Source organism: Mycobacterium sp., assembly GCF_025965855.1.
Classification (GTDB): Bacteria; Actinomycetota; Actinomycetes; order Mycobacteriales; family Mycobacteriaceae; genus Mycobacterium.
This window is the reverse complement of record NZ_JAOPWB010000198.1, coordinates 1-15,910: the sequence shown is the minus strand read 5'-3', so window position 1 is coordinate 15,910 and position 15,910 is coordinate 1. Positions and strand designations below refer to the sequence as shown.

The window sequence follows — 15,910 nt, the reverse complement described above, 5'->3', positions numbered from 1 at the left end:
GCTCGGTCAGCGACCCGTGCGCCAAAAAGGCCCCCCGCCACGCCGCCTCGGCGTCGCCGATGCTGCCGCCCACGACCTGGGCCGGCAGCCCGCGCACCGGACGCCCCCGCATGTCGAGCAGCCCGGTCTGACGCGCCAGCGCCTCGCCGTCGTTGGCGACCCGCAACACGTACCGGGTGCTCTTGCGAATCCCGCTGGCCGACAACACATGCACGACGGCGTTGTATCCGTAGAGCTCGAAGATGTCCTTGCGCAGCCGGCGCGCGACATTGCCCAGGTCCACCTCGGCCTCCACGACCACCCGGCCGCCCACGATGTGCAGTCCGCCGGCGAACCTCAGCAGGGACGTGACCTCCGCGCGCCGCGCGCTGACCGAATTCACTACCAGGCGGCTCAGCTCGTCCTTGACTTCGGTCGTCATCGCCACGCGTCGTCACCCCTCGGTCCGCTGCCAGCCGGTCCGCTCACGCCGGCCTGTGGACTTTCACCGTCGACCGGAATCTCGTTCGTGGTCGCCGCCGAAGGGGCTCCCTGGCCTTTGTGACCCGCTCGGACCTCGTCCAGCGCCGCCGCGAGCTTGCCCGGGTCATGTAAAGGTGTACCAGGTCGGGCCACGTCGGCGAAGTGGACCTCGGCTTGTAGCAGCGTCGCGGTGCGGCGCAGTTGCTCGCGCTCGCGCTCACTGGGCACCCGTTCGGCGTCGATGATGATGTCGTGCACGGTGAACCCGGGTGCGTGCTGGGCCAGCACGTGCAGATGGCGCTCCACCGAGAAGCCGGCCGTCTCCCCCGGCTCCGCGACCAGATTGAGCACCAGCGCGCGCCGGGCGGTGGTGGCGCGCAGCGCCGTCGCCAGCTCCGGCACGAGCACGTGCGGGAGCACGCTGGTGAACCAGGACCCGGGGCCCAGGACCACCAGGTCCGCGGCCATGATGGCGTCGACGGCCTGACGGGTCGCCGGCGGGTCGGGCGGAAGCAGCCGCACCCGCCGCACCTTGCCCGGCGTGGTCGCGATCGCCACCTGGCCGCGGATCAGCCGGAATATCCGGGGGTCGGCCTCCAGACCCGACACGTCGGCCTCGATCTGCAGCGCGATCGGGCACATCGGCAACACCCTGCCCTTGACGCCGAGGATGCGGCCCATCTCGTCGAGGGCGGCGACGGGATCGGCCAGCACCTCGTTGAGGCCGGCCAGCAGCAGGTTGCCGATCGGATGCCCGGCCAGGGCGCCGTTGCCGCCGAATCGGTGCTGCAGGATGGTCGCCCACAACCGTCCGTATGGGCTGTCAGATGCCAACGCCGCCAAGGCCATTCGCAGATCGCCGGGCGGGACCACTTCCAGCTCGCTGCGCAGCCGGCCCGACGAGCCGCCGTCGTCGGCGACCGTGACCACGGCGGTGACATAGGGCGTCAGCCGGCGCGCGGCGGACAGCGTCGCGTACAACCCGTGTCCGCCCCCCAGGGCGACGATGCCTTCACTCATTCGCGACCCAGATCCCGGTGCAGCACCCGCACCGTCAGCTGCGGGTTATCCCCCAGCCGCTGCATCAACGCCTCGGCGATCGCGACGCTGCGATGCTTGCCGCCGGTGCAGCCGATGGCGACCGTCATGTATCGCTTGCCCTCCCGGCGGTAGCCGTCGACAACCAGATTCAGCAATCGATGGTAAGCGTCGAGAAACTCGCCCGCGCCGGGCTGGCCCAATACATAGTCGCGCACCGCGGGGTGCTGGCCGGTGAGGGGACGCAACTCGTCCACCCAGTGCGGGTTGGGCAGGAACCGGACGTCCATCACCATGTCGGCGTCCATCGGCAGGCCGTATTTGAAGCCGAAGGATTCGACGGTAACGCTGGTGGACACGCCGGTATCGCCGCTGAACGCGCGCTCGATGCTCTCCCGCAGGCCCCGCACCGACAGCGTCGAGGTGTCGATGATCAGGTCGGCGGTGGCGCGGACCGGGGCCAGCATCCTGCGTTCGGCGGCGATGCCCTCGGCCAGGGTTTGGTCGCCCTGCAGCGGGTGGCTGCGCCGGTTCTGCTCGTAGCGACGCACCAGCATGTCGTCGGACGCCTCCATGAACACCACCCGCGGGGTGATGTTGCGGGTGGCCAACTCGGTTCGCACCGAGTCCAGATCGCCGGTGAATCCCCGTGACCGCACGTCCATCACGACCGCCAGCTGCGTGATCCGCGACCCTGCCGCCAGCCCGAAATCGACCATCCGCGTGATCAGCTGGGGCGGCAGGTTGTCGGCCACGTACCAGCCGAGGTCCTCGAGCACCTTGGCCGCCGTGCCCCGCCCGGCCCCCGATAGTCCCGTCACCAGGACGACGTCGATGCCGGCCCCATCTTCTGGGTAGGCGTCACCCTGGTGGTTATTGGTGAACTCGCCCTGGCTCGTCATTGCGAGTCTGCGGATTGCTCGGGTCGCAGCGCCTCCAGAACGGCCGTGGCCGTGGCCACGCCGATGCCCGGAACGGCGGTGATCTGGTCGACGGTGGCCTCCTTGAGGCGGGCTATCGATCCGAAATGGGTTACTAGCGCCTTGCGGCGATGTTCTCCCAATCCTCGCACCGAATCCAGCGCCGAGGCGGTCATTCGCTTGGATCGCTTGCTGCGATGGTAGGTGATGGCGAACCGGTGGGCCTCGTCACGCACGCGCTGCAGCAGGTAGAGGCCCTCGCTGTTGCGCGGCATGATGATCGGGTCCGGCTCCGACGGCACCCAGATCTCTTCCAGCCGCTTGGCCAGGCCGATCACGGCGACGTCGGTGACGCCGAGGTCCTCCAGCACGGCGCTGGCCGCGTTGACTTGCGGCGCGCCACCGTCGACGACGAACAGGTTGGGCGGGTAGGCGAAGCGGCGCGATTTCCCTTCCGGGGAAAGCATATTGGAGTCTTGCTGCTCGCTCAGGTGCCGCGCGAACCGGCGGCGGGTCACCTCGGCGATGGAGGCGACGTCGTCCGAACGTCCCTGCCCGGCGGCGTCCCGGATCCCGAAGTGGCGGTAGTCCGATTTGCGTGGCAGGCCGTCCTCGAATACCACCAGCGAGCCCACCACGTCGGTGCCCTGCACGTGGCTGATGTCGACGCATTCGATGCGCAGTGGCGCATCGGCCAGGCCCAGGGCGTCCTGAATGCTCTGCAACGCAGCCGATCTCGCGTTGAAGTCGCCGGCGCGCTTCAGCTTGTGTTGCTGCAGCGCCTCTTTCGCGTTGCGCTGCACGGTTTCGGCCAGCGCGCGCTTGTCGCCGCGCCGCGGCACCCTTAGCGTGACCCGCGAACCGCGCAGGCCGGACAGCCAAGTGGTCAACTCCTCGGAGTTGGAGGGCAGGCACGGCACCAGCACCTCGCGGGGAACCGGGTTGGTGGCTTCGTCGGCGGCGCCATCCAGCTCGGCCTGCTCGCCGTAGAACTGCGTCAGGAACTGCTCGACCAGCCGCTCCTCGCCGGATTCGCCGGGATCCCCGGACTTTTCGACGATCCAGCCGCGCTGGCCGCGGACCCGGCCGCCGCGGACGTGGAACACCTGCACCGCCGCTTCCAGCTCGTCGTCGGCGAAGGCGACCACGTCGGCGTCGGTGCCGTCACCGAGCACCACGGCCTGTTTCTCCATGGCCCGCTTCACCGCCGACAGGTCGTCGCGAAGCCGCGCGGCCCGTTCGAAATCGAGTTGCTCGGCCGCGGCGTTCATCTGCTGCTCCAGGTCGCGGGCGAAGCGATCGGTCTTGCCGGACAGGAAGTCGCAGAAGTCCTCCACGATCTGGCGATGCTGCTCGGCGCTGACCCTGCCGATGCACGGCGCCGAGCACTTGTCGATGTATCCGAGCAGGCACGGGCGGTCGATCTGGTTGTGCCGCTTGAACACTCCGGCCGAACAGGTCCGTGCCGGAAACACCCGGGTGAGCAGGTCCAGCGTCTCGCGGATCGCCCACGCGTGCGAGTAGGGACCGAAATAGCGCACACCCTTGCGCCGCGGGCCGCGATACACCATCAGCCGCGGGAATTCCTCGTTGAGGGTGACGGCCAGCACCGGGTACGACTTGTCGTCGCGGTAGCGGACGTTGAAGCGCGGATCAAATTCCTTGATCCAGTTGTATTCCAGCTGCAGCGCCTCGACTTCAGTGTTGACCACCGTCCACTCGACCTTGGCCGCGGTGGTCACCATCTGGCGGGTCCGCGGGTGCAGGCCGGCGATGTCGGCGAAGTAGGACGTCAGCCTGCTGCGCAGGCTCTTGGCCTTGCCGACGTAGATGACTCGCCCGTGCACGTCCCGGAATCGGTAGACGCCGGGCTCGACCGGGATGGACCCGGGCGCGGGGCGATACGTTGCGGGATCTGGCACATACCCAGGCTAGTAGCTAGAAGGTCGGCGGCTCCTCGGCATCGGGTGTCGACGGCCCTGGTTGGGTGGTTTGGGCGGCTGCGCGATGCGCGCGGTTTGGGTCGGGTGGTGGTGCGCAGCGGCATCATCGCCGTGTGGGAAACAGCGCGCTGCCCGGGAAACCACACTTCACCGGGGCGGGCCTAGCCCCTCGAAGGGTTCCCGGCTCAGTCGTCGATGTGCGTCGGTGGGTCGGCGAAGGAGAGATCCCCAGGGTGCTGTCCAGGACCCATCAAATCGCAGCGCCTGTCGGGCACTAGGTACGAACTGGCGCCGTGAGGAATCAATTGCGCAACTGCCACGCAACGTTGCCAGGTGCCGTCAGGCTGGACGGGTCCATCGCACTTGCTGATGACGGGTCCTCCGTACTGGCAGCCAGCGCTGGCTGACGGCGCTGAGGCGATCAGTTCTGCGGCCATCAGCAGCGCAGCGAATCCTCCGACGATGCAGCGCTTCATGGTTGTCTCCCGTCACATCGCAGCCGGGGCGTTGCCGGTGCTTGGGCAGCAATCACAGTCGACAGCCCAGCCAGCAACTATTGACGCTACCGCTTACGTAACCGGTTCTTGCGCCCTTTGAGGGTCATGATCCGAGATCGGATCGCAACGACGAGCCGCCCTGGCACTCACGAGCTGAAGGGCGTGCCCGGCGTATGGCCCTCTCCGCAGTGGCCTCTACGTAAACCATTGGCAGGCCATCAGGATGGCGGCGGGTCATCGTCATCGTTGTCGCCGGGCGGTGCGGGGCCGCCGAAGTAGGCGGCTTCCGAGACTTGTCGGTGTGGCGCGCCCAGTTTGCGGTTGTGGCAGCGTTCGGTGGCGACGCGATGCGCCCGGTTTTGGGCGCGGGTGGTGGTGCGCAGCGGCATCATCGCGGTGCGCTCCCCGCACCGCTCCTTGGCTGGCATTTCGACGGCGGGCGGGTCGCCGGTGGGCGCGCACAGGTGGGGGAACAGCAGCGCGCTACCCGGGGTGCTGACGTAGGTCTGTCCGTCGGGAAACCGCCAGATCACGGTGCCGTCGGGCAACTGCTGGTCCTGCCAGTCCCAGAAGGTCTTCATCAGATGGTGATAGCGAAATGCCGAAGTACACTCTACGGTCAAGCTCTGAACTATGCGCGTAACCGGGCGGGCCCGTCCGGTTACGGCAACTCTCCCACCACACTAAGCAACCCGCTCGATCCCGGGAAGCCGAGCAGCGCCGGGACGCTCGTCATGCCCGCGCGGAGTGAAAGTCGTTGCCGGGGACTACATTAGATCAGCCGCCGAGGCGCGTCGGGCTTCACCTGATCGCCGACACCGTGCCGTCGTTCTGGTTGGCGACGTAGATATCGCCGGCCTCGGGCCGGTCGTCATGTAGCCGCCCCGAACGGTTGGTCGAAGCCGGTGATGGTGGCGACGACGGTGTTGGTGGCGGTGTCGATCACCGACACCGTGCCGCTGTTGGAGTTGATGACGTAGACGTCGCCGCCGCTGGGGGTCACCGCCACCCCCGCAACGGTGCCGCCGCTTTCCGGGATGGTGGCGACGACGGTGTTGGTGGCGGTGTCGATCACCGACACATTGCTGCCGCTGACGTAGGCATCGGCGCCGTTGGGGGTGACCGCCACCCCGAGCGGTAGGTCGCCGACCGGGACAGTGGCGACGACGGTGTTGGTGGCGGTGTCGATCACCGCCACGTTGGCGCTGCTGCCGACGTCGGTGGTGACGTAGACGTTGCTGCCATTGGGGGTGATCGCCAGTTCAGCCGGGCCGATGCCGACCGGGATGGTGGCGACGACGGTGTTGGTGGCGGTGGCGATCACCAACACCGTGCCGCTGCTGCTCGGGTCGTTTGGCCCGTTGGTGACGTAGACCGGGGACCCGCCGGCACCGCCGGTCCCGCCGGTCCGCCGCTGGTCCCGGTGGCCGTGTTGCCGGCCGCGCCAGCAGAGCCGGCAGCGCCGGGAGTGGCGCTGACGCCGGTGCCGCCGGTACCGCCGCTAGCACCGGCGCCATGGTTGATACCTGCCACGCCGGGCGCGCCAGTCGCGCCGACACCGCCGAGCCCGCCTTGGCCTCCGGTGCCGCCTGGGGCGCCGGCACCGCCATTACCGAGCAACAGCCCACCATTGCCGCCGGCCCCGCCGATCCCGCCGTTGCCGCCGATGCCGGCGGTGGTGCCTTCCCGCTGCCCTGGCTTACCCGATAACCGCTGGCGACGACCCCCAGAGCAATCGCGATAAGCGCCCAGCCGCCACTCTGAATCAAAGTGTTGTCTCTTTAACCGTGCGAAACACGCCCGTAGGTTGGTCGAGCGGCAAGAATGCCGCGATCGCCATGACGGCTCCGCCGACGATCACTAGCCCCAGCCCGAGGGGATTACTAGGCCCCCTGTTCATGGCGACCTACGTTATCCGGCGGCACGGATTCTCCACACCACATTCATAAATCCTCCCAGGGCCGGTACTCCCGCCTGGCGGCGGGCCAGACGAGCGGCAAAGTCATCAGGGGCCGTTTGGCGCGCGCTGGCGGAGCCACGCAGTCAGTTTGCTCAAGTCGGTTTCGTCAGAGGGATACCATCGTTTGCTACCAATTCAAGGAGGTCCGGCGTGCTCGGGTTGAACAGTACGACTTTTCTGTAGTTTGGCAGCACCCGCTTCTAGCGGCGCTCTTCGTCTCTTCGCCTTTGTACTGGTGTTCGTCTGTTACGTGTTGGGCACGCGCGGGCGGCGGTAGTGAGCTTTCGATGCATTCTCGTTCAGTGGGAATTCTGGTAGCCCCGTCTTCCTAAAGCGCTTAACCCGAGATAGGTCGCACCAAGCTAATCGCGAACACTCTCTGCCGCGCTCAGCCGGTGCGGTTCAGACCGGCCCGCCAATCTGCGGGCAGTAGATCGGAGTGGACGTGTAGAGAAACCATGTCACGTCGTTTTCGGCGATGCTCGGCCACACCGCCTGCAGTCGCGAGCGCAACTCCGACGTACTACCACCGGTGGTCATCTCGTCGCAGACGTATCGGGCATCGGCGAGCACTGCGGGGGTGTTGGTGCCAGGGTCAGTCCAGGGCTTCGTTCTGGTGCAGGAACGCCAGGAACTCCCTGTCTTTCGCGTTGAGCACCGGCGAGGGTGATGGCGCTGTGACCGTGACCGGTGGCGCTGCCGTCACGGCGGGCGGTGGTGGCGCGGCAGTCACGGTCGTCGTCACAGGCGGTGACGGAACCGGCTGTGGTCGAGCGTTATTCGTGGTGTGCCTGCCGAAAAGCGTTGATACCAATAGGACCAGCGCAGCAGTTACGGCGACGACAAGCACAGCGAGACCGGCCCACATGAGTCGACCGTGCCGGTTTGTCGGCATCTCGTCGGTATCGTCATCGACTGACCAGGCCAGCTCTGGTTCGTCGCCCGGCGGCGGCGGCACGGCGGTTGTCTCGGCGTCCGCGCCGTGCTCCGACGCGGCGGTGTCTTCGGTGCTCATGGGTGCAGAGGGTAGCGCTGCACGTGACTCGGCGGTGCCGATTAGCTTGGGTACCCTGCGGCCCGCGTCGTCGCTGGCATTAAGGTCGTCCTTCTTGGCGGAAGGAACCTCTGATGGGGACGACTCAAGATTCGAAGGCGCTGATGTGGCGCATCACAAATGAGATCTGGAACGAGGGTCGCCTAGAACTCATTGACGAACTCATCGCGGAGGACTTGGTGGATCACGTTGAGACTCCGGGCCTTGAGGGCAGCGGTCGTTCGCGATACCGGGCGAGCGTCGAGATGGCGCGCGCCGCCTTCCCGGATTACCAGAATCCGCTCGACTTCGTGTTCGGAGAAGGTGCCTTCGCGGTTTCCTACGGGCGCGGTACAGGAACCCATCAAGGTGAGTTCTTCCGGATACCACCGACCGGCCGGAAGATCGATGTACCGACGTTCGGGATCCTGCGGTTCGAGAACGGCCAGGCAGTCGAACGCTGGGGTTTGGCAGACAACCTCGCGATGCTGCAGCAACTGGGGTTGATGGGTTAGACCCGGTGGTTCATCGGTAGCGACGGCCACGTCCCACTGCGGCCAGCTCGGCGTGCACCCGGTCTATCGCCGCGACCACGGCGGGGTCGTCGGGGCGGTTTAAATGCCGGTGCGGTAGTCGTAGGCGATTGGTACTAGTCCGCCCTCATTGACCTCCCCAGACGGGCAGAATCTCCTTTCGGCCTGGCAGCGGATCGCATGCGCTATTAAGGATCTAAGCCGCGCGGATCAAAAAGCTTGTCGTAGCGGAAGTTTCGGTTGTCGTTTTTGAATGCGTCGGCCAGCTTGCGGGCTGTCTTGGCGTTGGCCGCGCCCGCCTCGGTCTCGGGTTCCTCGGCGCTCATGAGTCACAAAGTCTATGCCGCCCTGGCAGTCCCCACCCGGCTGATCGCTGGCGCTGACCTGCTTGCCTGGGCAAGCGGTTCTTCGAGTTCCCTGTTCTTCGCAACGATATTTAGGTCTACAGTGGCAACCCTACGGATAGATCACCAGCTTCCAGGCTCCTGACACTGTGGACAACCCCGTCGTCATCGTTGGCGATGCGGAAGGAAGCATCTACCATGAAGTTGCCCGCACTTCTGGCAGCTCCAATAGTTGCCACAGCATTGGCCGCACTTGCACCTGCGCCTGCCGATCCGTGTATCGGCCTCAATATCCCAGGTCTGCAATGTGCACCGGTCCCAGCGCCAGGAGTTCCGCAACAACCAGCGAACTACCCGCAACAGCCACCCCCAGGAGACCGGTGCGCTGGGCTGACGGGCGATCTGTACCGGCACTGTGAACTGGCACCAGGGCTAGTCGAGCCGAATCCGAATAATACTAGCTGCGGCGGGTTCGGCGTGTCCTGTTAACCGGGTGGTTGAAGAATGAAGAAAACGTTGATCGGGTTGGCTGCGACTACGCTTGTCGCAGCAGGGGTTTGGTCCGCCCAACCGGCTCATGCTGACTGCACTTCACAATGTGACCAGCGGTTCCTATCAAGGATGGACAGCCAGGGAATCTCGGGGGCCTATGGCGGCGGGGATCGTGTGGTTCACATCGCACACAACATATGCACGAGTCTTGCGGCCGGGACATCATCGGATCAAGTCCTCGCCCAGGTGGAGCAGGGCAACCCGAGCTTGACGCGCGACCAGGCACAGTACCTGGTCGCGTCGGCGCAGTATATCTACTGCCCATGAACGAGAGAAAAGGACAATGATGAAACGACTTATTGCAGTTGGCTTTTCAGGGCTGTTAGCGGCAGCATATGTGTCGTTTGCGTCGCCAGCCAACGCTGCGCCGTGCACTGGTAAGGATCCGCAGGGCTGCCAAAACTGCGTCAGCCAGGTGATGCGGCAGTACCCCACTGACCCAAGCGCCATCGCGAGAATCTGCAATGGTGGGCCGTTTGGGCAACCATGTCAACAGTCCGGAACCTGCGGATGATGAAAGCCAAGCAGCGCCAGCTCCAGCCGTACCAGCACTAGGGCTTCCAACACAGCGGGGTCGTCGGGGTCATAGCCCTCGTCACGGATTGCTTCGAGCTCGAAGTCGTCCATGCCGGGTTGGACTCCGATCACGCCTCGTGACCGCGACGGGAAAGCTCGGACATGACGCTAACGACGAGTTGGCTTAGCGCAAAGCGGCCTGAGCAGCTCGGCTACTAGAGCTAAATCGCTTATCGCTCAGGATAATTCACTTGCGGACGCTGGTGACGTTCAGCGAGCCGGGCCTGATCTGGTTGTGCATGGCTGCAGCTCGTGGATTGGATGGCTTCGAGAAATCCTCGCTTGGTGGAACTGCGCTAACCACATCGATGAGTGAGTGGCCCTGCTCTGGCCAGGCGAAGGCGACCATCTTGCAACAGCGGACAGGGAACCCGACCCGCTGGAATGCCATGCCCGCGGGGCGAAAGACATGGTCCACAGGAGGACGCTCGAACGCGAGTAGGTACTCCCACCCAGCGATCTGCATGTAGCCACCGAGGATTTCGCTGCCAATGCTTGCCGGGCGCAGTCGCAGTGATCTAGGTATCACCGGCTCATCGCCGTCGGGATGCTTTGAAACGTACATCCCCCAATGCGGCGGCCAGTCAGCACCACGCCAGAGGATTTCGGCTAGCTGCTCGGTGGTGACGCCGAGCCTGTGATCAAATCCCGTGCGATACGCCAGCGTCTGAAACATCCGGTAATCGATGTCCCCACCGCGAAACACCCCGGCCACCCTCGGCAGCCGCTCGCGCACGGCCAGCGCATAGCGCAGGTAGCTGCCCGCCATCGCCAGGCTGATCCGAAACGCCGCGGCCACCTCGGCACCCTCCGCCGCCCAGGTATCCACCGCCCACTCGGCCTGCTCACCGCGCTGGGCGCGGCGCAGCTCGAACAACTCCCCGATGGCATCCAACCGATCCACCGCCGCCCGCGCCTCGACCCGCCACGACCCACACATCCGCTCCACCAGCGCCCGCGACCGCTCGCACCGCGGGGGATCCCAATGATCGTGAAGCCGAGTATCGAACATATGTTCGAGCATAGCAGCGCGCTCGGTGACATTGATCCAACGCCGCAGATCACACCCAGGTCAGGCGGTCCGGCGGTCGATCTGCGCCCGGCGTTTCGATGCCCAGTCCCTCATGGGGAATCCGGGCTTCGTGTCACAGGCCGACAGCATCAGGGCCACGCGAGGTAACACTGTCAGCCCGTAGTCGCAGGTCCAATCTGGACGGGTCATGGTCCAGACCAGGACGCCGTCGTCGGTGGTGCCGAGGAAACTCAGCCGCATCGGGCGGAATGCGCCGCTGGGCGACATGCCAACGGCCTCGCCATGGCATTGAGATATGGCGGCCAAGCCTTTCGAGACGGTCTCGTGGGTCTTCACGGCTTTGTCGTAAACATCGACCGACTCGGAATAGAGCGCCGCGCCGCCGACACGGTAGGCCGACTCGGCGTGCTCCGCTGAGCCGGGAGGCAGTAGCGGAGAACCCTCGAACAGCAGCGCCGCCGAGCATTGCGGTGGCCGCGCGCTGGTGAAGTAGTTGTCGCCCACCGGAGTCGCGGTCGCCGGGCCGAGAGGAGTGGTATCCCCGTCCGGCAAAAGCAGCTCATGTGCCGAGATCGCCACGCGCGCATACGCGAGAACCCCTGGCTGGCCGGGAGCCCGCACCGCTCGACCCGCCAGCGGGGTTGCGCAGGCGCTCACCATCACCGCGGCGATGACCAGCGCAGCAACCGCCCGCCCGTGACGTGCCATCGGGCGATGGTACAGCGTTTAGCCCAGATCCGGCCGGTAACGCGCCAGCAGCGACCGCACGGTATCCATGGCCTCGACGGCGCGGTCCTTGTCGACGGCCTGGATCGCCATCACCGGAACGTACTCATCGTCGGGCAGGTCGATGCGCGCCCACCGCCTGCCGGCGGGAAACGACACGCCGACCACGTCCGCCCAGGGAATCAGTCTGTATCCGAAGAGGTTTCGCACCGAAAGTCCGGCCGGTCCCGCCCGCAGCCGCGGACGCGCGAACAACAGCACGCCGCCGGCGATCACCAGACCCAGGACGGCTATCGCCACCTGATCGGAGGTGTGAAAGATCACCCCGCTGGACTTGATCTTGAGTAGCAGGCCCACCACGATGTGTGCCGCGGCGATCAAAAACGCGGTGATGTAGATGAATAACGGCATGCGGTGGGGACGCAGCTCGACATCCCAGACCTCGCGGTTCGACGGCGAAGTCACGACCGAGCGCGCAGGTCACGCAATGTCAGGGCGGTGGTGAGGGCCGCGCCGGTGGCCTGGGCGCCCTTGTCCTCGGCCGATTCCGGAAGGCCGGCCCGGTCAAGTGCCTGCTCCTCGGTGTTGGTGGTCAGCACCCCGTTGGCCACGGGCGTCGAAGCGTCCAACGAAACCCTGGTCAGTCCCTGCGTTACCGCATCGCACACGTAGTCAAAATGCGGTGTCTGGCCGCGGATTACGACGCCCAGTGCGACCACGGCGTCGTGGTTGCGGGCCAGCTCCTGCGCGATCACCGGGATCTCGATCGCTCCGATCACGCGGACTATCGTCGGGTCGTCGATACCCGACTCGGATGCCACCTTGCGGGCACCGTCCAGCAGTGCGTCGCAGATTTCACTGTGCCAGGTACTCGCCACGATGGCCAGCCGCAGACCCGTGGCATCGAGCCGCGGCACCTCCGGCACGCCGGGGCCACCGCTCACAAAGCACCGCCGAATTCCCCTGGCAGATGGACCGATTCGTGGAAGTCGTCCAGCCCGACCAGGTCGTGACCCATCTTGTCGCGCTTGGTCATCAGGTAGCGGATGTTCTCCGCGTTGGCCCGCACGGGAAGCGGCACCCGCTCGATGATGTGCAGCCCATACCCGTCCAACCCGACCCGCTTGGCCGGGTTGTTCGTCAACAGCCGCATGGAGCGCACGCCGAGGTCGACGAGGATCTGCGCCCCGATCCCGTAATCCCTTGCGTCGGCGGGCAACCCGAGCTTGAGGTTGGCGTCCACGGTGTCGGCCCCAGCGTCCTGCAACTGGTACGCCTGCAGCTTGTGCATCAGCCCGATGCCGCGGCCCTCGTGGCCACGCATGTACAGCACCACGCCGCGCCCTTCGCGCGCGACCATCGCCATCGCGGCGTCCAGTTGGGGCCCGCAGTCGCAGCGACGGGAACCGAACACGTCGCCGGTCAAGCACTCGGAGTGCACGCGGACCAACACGTCGTCGCCGTCGGCGTTGGGCCCGGCGATCTCGCCACGAACCAGCGCCACATGCTCGACGTCCTCATAGATGCTGGAGTAGCCGATGGCGCGAAACTCCCCGTGCCGGGTCGGGATCCGCGCCTCGGCGATCCGCTCGATGTGCTTCTCGTGCTTGCGTCGCCACTCGATGATGTCGGCGATGGTGATCAGCGCCAGATCGTGCTCGTCGGCGAACACCCGCAGCTCGTCGGTCTGGGCCATCGAGCCCTCGTCCTTCTGGCTGACGATCTCGCAGATCGCGCCCGCGGGTTGCAACCCCGCCATCCGGGCGAGGTCGACGGCGGCCTCGGTGTGCCCGGGCCGGCGCAATACACCGCCGTCCTTGGCGCGCAACGGAACCACATGACCGGGGCGGCTGAAATCCTCGGCGATGCTGGCGGGGTCGGCCAACAGCCGCATGGTGGTGGCCCGATCGGAGGCCGAAATCCCGGTGCCCACGCCTTTTCTCGCATCTACGGTGACGGTGTAGGCGGTCCCGTGCTTGTCCTGGTTCACCGCGTACATCGGCAGCAGCCCAAGGCGGTCGCAGATCGCGCCGTCCAGCGGTACGCACAGGTATCCCGACGTGTAGCGGACCATGAAGGCCACCATCTCCGGCGTCGCCTTCTCGGCCGCGAAGATCAGGTCGCCTTCGTTCTCGCGTTCCTCGTCATCGATGACGACGACGGCCTTACCGGCCGCAATGTCGGCAACCGCCCTCTCGACGGAGTCCAACCTCGTCATCTCTGCTGCCTTGCTCTCGTAGGGACCCATGCGAGCGGCCCAAGTGTTGCATTCAGTATGAACCACCGCGGCGCCGCGGTTATTGCCACCGCTTTCCCGGGCGGGAGCCCTTCGGTAGGGCGCCCCGGACGGGCCCAGAGGGATCGCGACGCGGCCGTGCCACCGAACGCGGTGCATGCCATCGCGAGCCGCTATTAATGACCGCCTGTCTAATTAGCGCAATTGCAATGCCAATTTGTATTCGCTGGTGAGCGGCGGCGCGGACGGGCTTAACCAGGGAAAACGCGCCCGGGAAAATTAGGCGGACGTGAGTGCGAGCTGAGAACAAAATTTGAATTAGCGAAAGGGTAAATGGCGTTTCGTGCGCTTTTTCGGCGGGAAGCCTCACGGACATGGATACCAACACGCAAAGCAAGCCATGGGTCCGCCTGTGCATCGGTGCGCTGGCGGCCGGCGGCATGGCGATCGGGCTGGCCTCCGGAACCGCCCAGGCTATGCCTCCTTCTCCACCCACCTATCACCATCACTGGTGCCCGGGCGAACAGTGGGACTCGGGCTGGGGCCCGTACCAGAACTGGAACAACTGCCGTGACTGGGACGACAACTACGGCGGCCCAGCCGGCTATGGTGCGCCTCCGCCGTGGGCGCGACCGATGCCGCCACCACCGCCGTGGGCGCCGTGGGCCCAGGTCGTCTGGAACGCCCAGGTGAATGACTGGGGCTACTGGGATGGTCCCAACTGGCGCGGGCTGTAACCAGGCACAACCACCTGATCCGAAAGCAGGCCGCTGCAGCGGCGGCAAACGCCGCCCGCTAGCGGTCTGCTTTCATCAGCCGCTCAACATATTTGGCGATGACGTCGACCTCGAGGTTCACCTGCGTTCCGACCGGGGCACGGCCGAGGGTGGTCAGTTCCCGCGTCGTCGGGATCAGTGAGACCTCGAACCAGTCGCGCGGCTCCGAGCCCAGCCCGGAGACCGTCAGGGAAATCCCGTCGACGGTGATCGACCCCTTCTCGACGACGTAGCGGGCCACCGCCGCGGGCACCTCGATCCGCACCACTTCCCAATGTTCGGAGGGCGCGCGCGCCACGACCTGGCCGGTGCCGTCCACGTGTCCCTGCACGATGTGCCCGCCGAGCCTGCTATTGACCGCCGCCGCGCGCTCGAGGTTCACCCGGCCGCCGACCTGCAACTCGCCGAGATTGGACCGGTTCAGCGTCTCGCCCATCACGTCGGCGGTGAACTGGCCGTCGGGCAGCAACTCGGCGACGGTCAGGCACACGCCGTTGACAGCGATCGAATCGCCATGTCCGGCATCGGCGGTCACCACCGGCCCGCGGATGGTCAGCCGCGCGGCATCGGCGAGGACGTCGCGGCCGGTTACCTCCCCGAGCTCTTCGACAATTCCGGTGAACATCGCACCAGGTTAATGGGTGGATGCGCGACCAACCGGACCCCGCGTTCGGAGAGCCGGTCACGGGCACCCTTTACGATGCAAGGTATGCCGACTCGCCACCGTCTATTGGCCGTCCTCGCTTCCCTCACCCTCGCCGCCGCTTTGATCGCCGGATGCTCGTCGGGCTCAAAGCAGAGCGGCGGGCCGCTCCCCGACGCCACGACACTGGTCAAGCAATCCGCCGCCACGACCAAGAACCTCAAGAGCGCCCACCTCGTGTTAAAGGTGAACGGCAAGATTCCGGGGCTGCCGATCAAGGTGCTGACCGGTGACCTCACCACCGCGCCGGCCACCGCAGCGTCGGGAAACGCCACGCTCACACTCGGGGGGTCTGACATTCAAGCCGACTTCGTCGTCGTGGACGGCGACCTGTATGCGACCCTCACGCCGAACAAGTGGAGCGATTTCGGTAAGGCCTCCGACATCTACGACGTCTCGGTGATCCTGAACCCGGACATCGGGCTGGCCAACGCGCTGAACAACTTCACCAATGCCAAGGCCGAGGGACGCGACACCATCAACGGGCAAGACACCGTCAAAATCAGCGGAAACTTCTCCGCGGACGCGGTGAACAAGATCGTTCCGCAGTTCACCGCGTCGGGGCAGGTCCCGGGCAC

Annotated in this window: 20 protein-coding genes and 3 pseudogenes; 5 read left to right on the top strand and 18 right to left on the bottom strand. The window is 66.0% G+C overall.

Features of this window, described 5'->3' with window-relative positions:
* The 8 genes and pseudogenes from whiA to JWP83_RS16820 all read right to left on the bottom strand — a co-directional run.
* Nucleotides 1-421: DNA-binding protein WhiA (gene whiA, locus JWP83_RS16855; RefSeq protein WP_297732042.1), on the bottom strand; the 421-nt coding region annotated here is incomplete at its 3' end.
* On the bottom strand, nucleotides 418-1,482 hold the full coding sequence (locus JWP83_RS16850; RefSeq protein ID WP_297732039.1) for a YvcK family protein: 1,065 nt from the start codon (nucleotides 1,480-1,482) through the stop codon (nucleotides 418-420). The genes JWP83_RS16850 and whiA, both read right to left, overlap by 4 nt.
* Nucleotides 1,479-2,402 (bottom strand): RNase adapter RapZ, encoded by a 924-nt coding sequence (rapZ, locus tag JWP83_RS16845; protein ID WP_297732037.1) that lies wholly within the window; start codon nucleotides 2,400-2,402, stop codon nucleotides 1,479-1,481. Before rapZ ends, JWP83_RS16850 begins: the two co-directional genes overlap by 4 nt.
* Entirely contained in the window at nucleotides 2,399-4,342 is a 1,944-nt protein-coding gene (gene uvrC / locus JWP83_RS16840) for an excinuclease ABC subunit UvrC (protein WP_297732035.1), read from the bottom strand. The genes rapZ and uvrC overlap by 4 nt, the downstream gene beginning before the upstream one ends.
* A gap of 206 nt (nucleotides 4,343-4,548) precedes the next feature.
* Entirely contained in the window at nucleotides 4,549-4,839 is a 291-nt protein-coding gene (locus JWP83_RS16835; protein WP_297732031.1) for a hypothetical protein, read from the bottom strand.
* Nucleotides 4,840-5,078: 239 nt separating this feature from the next.
* Nucleotides 5,079-5,456: pseudogene (locus JWP83_RS16830) on the bottom strand (hypothetical protein); the annotation flags it as partial.
* 275 nt (nucleotides 5,457-5,731) lie between these two features.
* On the bottom strand, nucleotides 5,732-5,863 hold the full coding sequence (locus JWP83_RS16825; protein WP_297732047.1) for a hypothetical protein: 132 nt from the start codon (nucleotides 5,861-5,863) through the stop codon (nucleotides 5,732-5,734).
* 126 nt (nucleotides 5,864-5,989) lie between these two features.
* A pseudogene (locus JWP83_RS16820) lies at nucleotides 5,990-6,232 on the bottom strand (YncE family protein); the annotation flags it as partial.
* Between the two features lie 143 nt (nucleotides 6,233-6,375).
* Here JWP83_RS16820 and JWP83_RS16815 point away from each other — a divergent pair.
* The gene (locus JWP83_RS16815; RefSeq protein WP_297732028.1) at nucleotides 6,376-6,570 is read left to right on the top strand and encodes a hypothetical protein; all 195 of its coding nucleotides are present in this window, start codon (nucleotides 6,376-6,378) and stop codon (nucleotides 6,568-6,570) included.
* A 652-nt stretch (nucleotides 6,571-7,222) separates the two neighbouring features.
* Here JWP83_RS16815 and JWP83_RS16810 read toward each other — a convergent pair.
* Together JWP83_RS16810 and JWP83_RS16805 are read right to left on the bottom strand one after the other, a co-directional pair.
* Nucleotides 7,223-7,399: pseudogene (locus JWP83_RS16810) on the bottom strand (DUF732 domain-containing protein); the annotation flags it as partial.
* Nucleotides 7,400-7,415: 16 nt separating this feature from the next.
* Nucleotides 7,416-7,835 carry a hypothetical protein gene (locus JWP83_RS16805; protein WP_297732026.1) on the bottom strand — a complete coding sequence of 140 codons (420 nt, stop codon included), beginning with the start codon at nucleotides 7,833-7,835 and terminating at the stop codon, nucleotides 7,416-7,418.
* 113 nt (nucleotides 7,836-7,948) lie between these two features.
* Here JWP83_RS16805 and JWP83_RS16800 point away from each other — a divergent pair, with 113 nt between their 5' ends.
* Entirely contained in the window at nucleotides 7,949-8,368 is a 420-nt protein-coding gene (locus JWP83_RS16800; RefSeq protein ID WP_297732024.1) for an ester cyclase, read from the top strand.
* A gap of 206 nt (nucleotides 8,369-8,574) precedes the next feature.
* Here the strand turns inward: JWP83_RS16800 and JWP83_RS16795 are convergent, their stop codons facing one another.
* The gene (locus JWP83_RS16795; RefSeq protein WP_297732022.1) at nucleotides 8,575-8,712 is read right to left on the bottom strand and encodes a hypothetical protein; all 138 of its coding nucleotides are present in this window, start codon (nucleotides 8,710-8,712) and stop codon (nucleotides 8,575-8,577) included.
* 522 nt (nucleotides 8,713-9,234) lie between these two features.
* Here JWP83_RS16795 and JWP83_RS31280 point away from each other — a divergent pair.
* A complete protein-coding gene (locus JWP83_RS31280; protein WP_367185648.1) occupies nucleotides 9,235-9,549 on the top strand; it encodes a DUF732 domain-containing protein in 315 nt (104 codons plus the stop codon).
* Nucleotides 9,550-9,771: 222 nt separating this feature from the next.
* On the opposite strand, the gene JWP83_RS16790 is transcribed toward JWP83_RS31280, so the two are convergent.
* The 6 genes from JWP83_RS16790 to JWP83_RS16765 form a co-directional block, all read right to left on the bottom strand.
* Complete coding sequence (locus JWP83_RS16790) at nucleotides 9,772-9,930, bottom strand: hypothetical protein (protein ID WP_297732020.1); 159 nt, start codon at nucleotides 9,928-9,930, stop codon at nucleotides 9,772-9,774.
* Between the two features lie 115 nt (nucleotides 9,931-10,045).
* The gene (locus JWP83_RS16785) at nucleotides 10,046-10,870 is read right to left on the bottom strand and encodes a DUF222 domain-containing protein (RefSeq protein ID WP_297732018.1); all 825 of its coding nucleotides are present in this window, start codon (nucleotides 10,868-10,870) and stop codon (nucleotides 10,046-10,048) included.
* A gap of 60 nt (nucleotides 10,871-10,930) precedes the next feature.
* Nucleotides 10,931-11,599 carry a hypothetical protein gene (locus tag JWP83_RS16780; protein ID WP_297732016.1) on the bottom strand — a complete coding sequence of 223 codons (669 nt, stop codon included), beginning with the start codon at nucleotides 11,597-11,599 and terminating at the stop codon, nucleotides 10,931-10,933.
* An 18-nt stretch (nucleotides 11,600-11,617) separates the two neighbouring features.
* Nucleotides 11,618-12,028, bottom strand: a complete 411-nt coding sequence (locus JWP83_RS16775; RefSeq protein ID WP_297732045.1) for a PH domain-containing protein — start codon at nucleotides 12,026-12,028, stop codon at nucleotides 11,618-11,620.
* 50 nt (nucleotides 12,029-12,078) lie between these two features.
* A complete protein-coding gene (gene ribH, locus JWP83_RS16770; RefSeq protein ID WP_297732014.1) occupies nucleotides 12,079-12,561 on the bottom strand; it encodes a 6,7-dimethyl-8-ribityllumazine synthase in 483 nt (160 codons plus the stop codon).
* Nucleotides 12,558-13,835 carry a bifunctional 3,4-dihydroxy-2-butanone-4-phosphate synthase/GTP cyclohydrolase II gene (locus tag JWP83_RS16765; protein WP_297732012.1) on the bottom strand — a complete coding sequence of 426 codons (1,278 nt, stop codon included), beginning with the start codon at nucleotides 13,833-13,835 and terminating at the stop codon, nucleotides 12,558-12,560. The genes ribH and JWP83_RS16765 overlap by 4 nt, the downstream gene beginning before the upstream one ends.
* Nucleotides 13,836-14,227: 392 nt before the next feature.
* Here JWP83_RS16765 and JWP83_RS16760 point away from each other — a divergent pair, with 392 nt between their 5' ends.
* On the top strand, nucleotides 14,228-14,590 hold the full coding sequence (locus JWP83_RS16760; protein WP_297732010.1) for a hypothetical protein: 363 nt from the start codon (nucleotides 14,228-14,230) through the stop codon (nucleotides 14,588-14,590).
* 58 nt (nucleotides 14,591-14,648) lie between these two features.
* Here JWP83_RS16760 and JWP83_RS16755 read toward each other — a convergent pair whose 3' ends face one another.
* On the bottom strand, nucleotides 14,649-15,254 hold the full coding sequence (locus tag JWP83_RS16755; RefSeq protein ID WP_297732008.1) for a riboflavin synthase: 606 nt from the start codon (nucleotides 15,252-15,254) through the stop codon (nucleotides 14,649-14,651).
* Nucleotides 15,255-15,338: 84 nt separating this feature from the next.
* On the opposite strand from JWP83_RS16755, the gene JWP83_RS16750 reads away from it, so the two are divergent.
* The coding region (locus JWP83_RS16750) for an LppX_LprAFG lipoprotein (protein WP_297732006.1) at nucleotides 15,339-15,910 on the top strand (572 nt) is incomplete at its 3' end.

Coding starts and splice junctions, on each gene's coding strand:
- JWP83_RS16780 (WP_297732016.1), bottom strand. CDS start 11,599: ATGGCACGTCACGGGCGGGCGGTTGCTGCGCTGGTCATCGCCGCGGTG.
- rapZ (WP_297732037.1), bottom strand. CDS start 2,402: ATGACGAGCCAGGGCGAGTTCACCAATAACCACCAGGGTGACGCCTAC.
- JWP83_RS16775 (WP_297732045.1), bottom strand. CDS start 12,028: ATGCCGTTATTCATCTACATCACCGCGTTTTTGATCGCCGCGGCACAC.
- JWP83_RS16835 (WP_297732031.1), bottom strand. CDS start 4,839: ATGAAGCGCTGCATCGTCGGAGGATTCGCTGCGCTGCTGATGGCCGCA.
- JWP83_RS16795 (WP_297732022.1), bottom strand. CDS start 8,712: ATGAGCGCCGAGGAACCCGAGACCGAGGCGGGCGCGGCCAACGCCAAG.
- JWP83_RS16785 (WP_297732018.1), bottom strand. CDS start 10,870: ATGTTCGATACTCGGCTTCACGATCATTGGGATCCCCCGCGGTGCGAG.
- JWP83_RS16760 (WP_297732010.1), top strand. CDS start 14,228: ATGGATACCAACACGCAAAGCAAGCCATGGGTCCGCCTGTGCATCGGT.
- JWP83_RS16815 (WP_297732028.1), top strand. CDS start 6,376: ATGGTTGATACCTGCCACGCCGGGCGCGCCAGTCGCGCCGACACCGCC.
- JWP83_RS16755 (WP_297732008.1), bottom strand. CDS start 15,254: ATGTTCACCGGAATTGTCGAAGAGCTCGGGGAGGTAACCGGCCGCGAC.
- JWP83_RS16800 (WP_297732024.1), top strand. CDS start 7,949: ATGGGGACGACTCAAGATTCGAAGGCGCTGATGTGGCGCATCACAAAT.
- JWP83_RS31280 (WP_367185648.1), top strand. CDS start 9,235: ATGAAGAAAACGTTGATCGGGTTGGCTGCGACTACGCTTGTCGCAGCA.
- JWP83_RS16765 (WP_297732012.1), bottom strand. CDS start 13,835: ATGACGAGGTTGGACTCCGTCGAGAGGGCGGTTGCCGACATTGCGGCC.
- JWP83_RS16805 (WP_297732026.1), bottom strand. CDS start 7,835: ATGAGCACCGAAGACACCGCCGCGTCGGAGCACGGCGCGGACGCCGAG.
- JWP83_RS16850 (WP_297732039.1), bottom strand. CDS start 1,482: ATGAGTGAAGGCATCGTCGCCCTGGGGGGCGGACACGGGTTGTACGCG.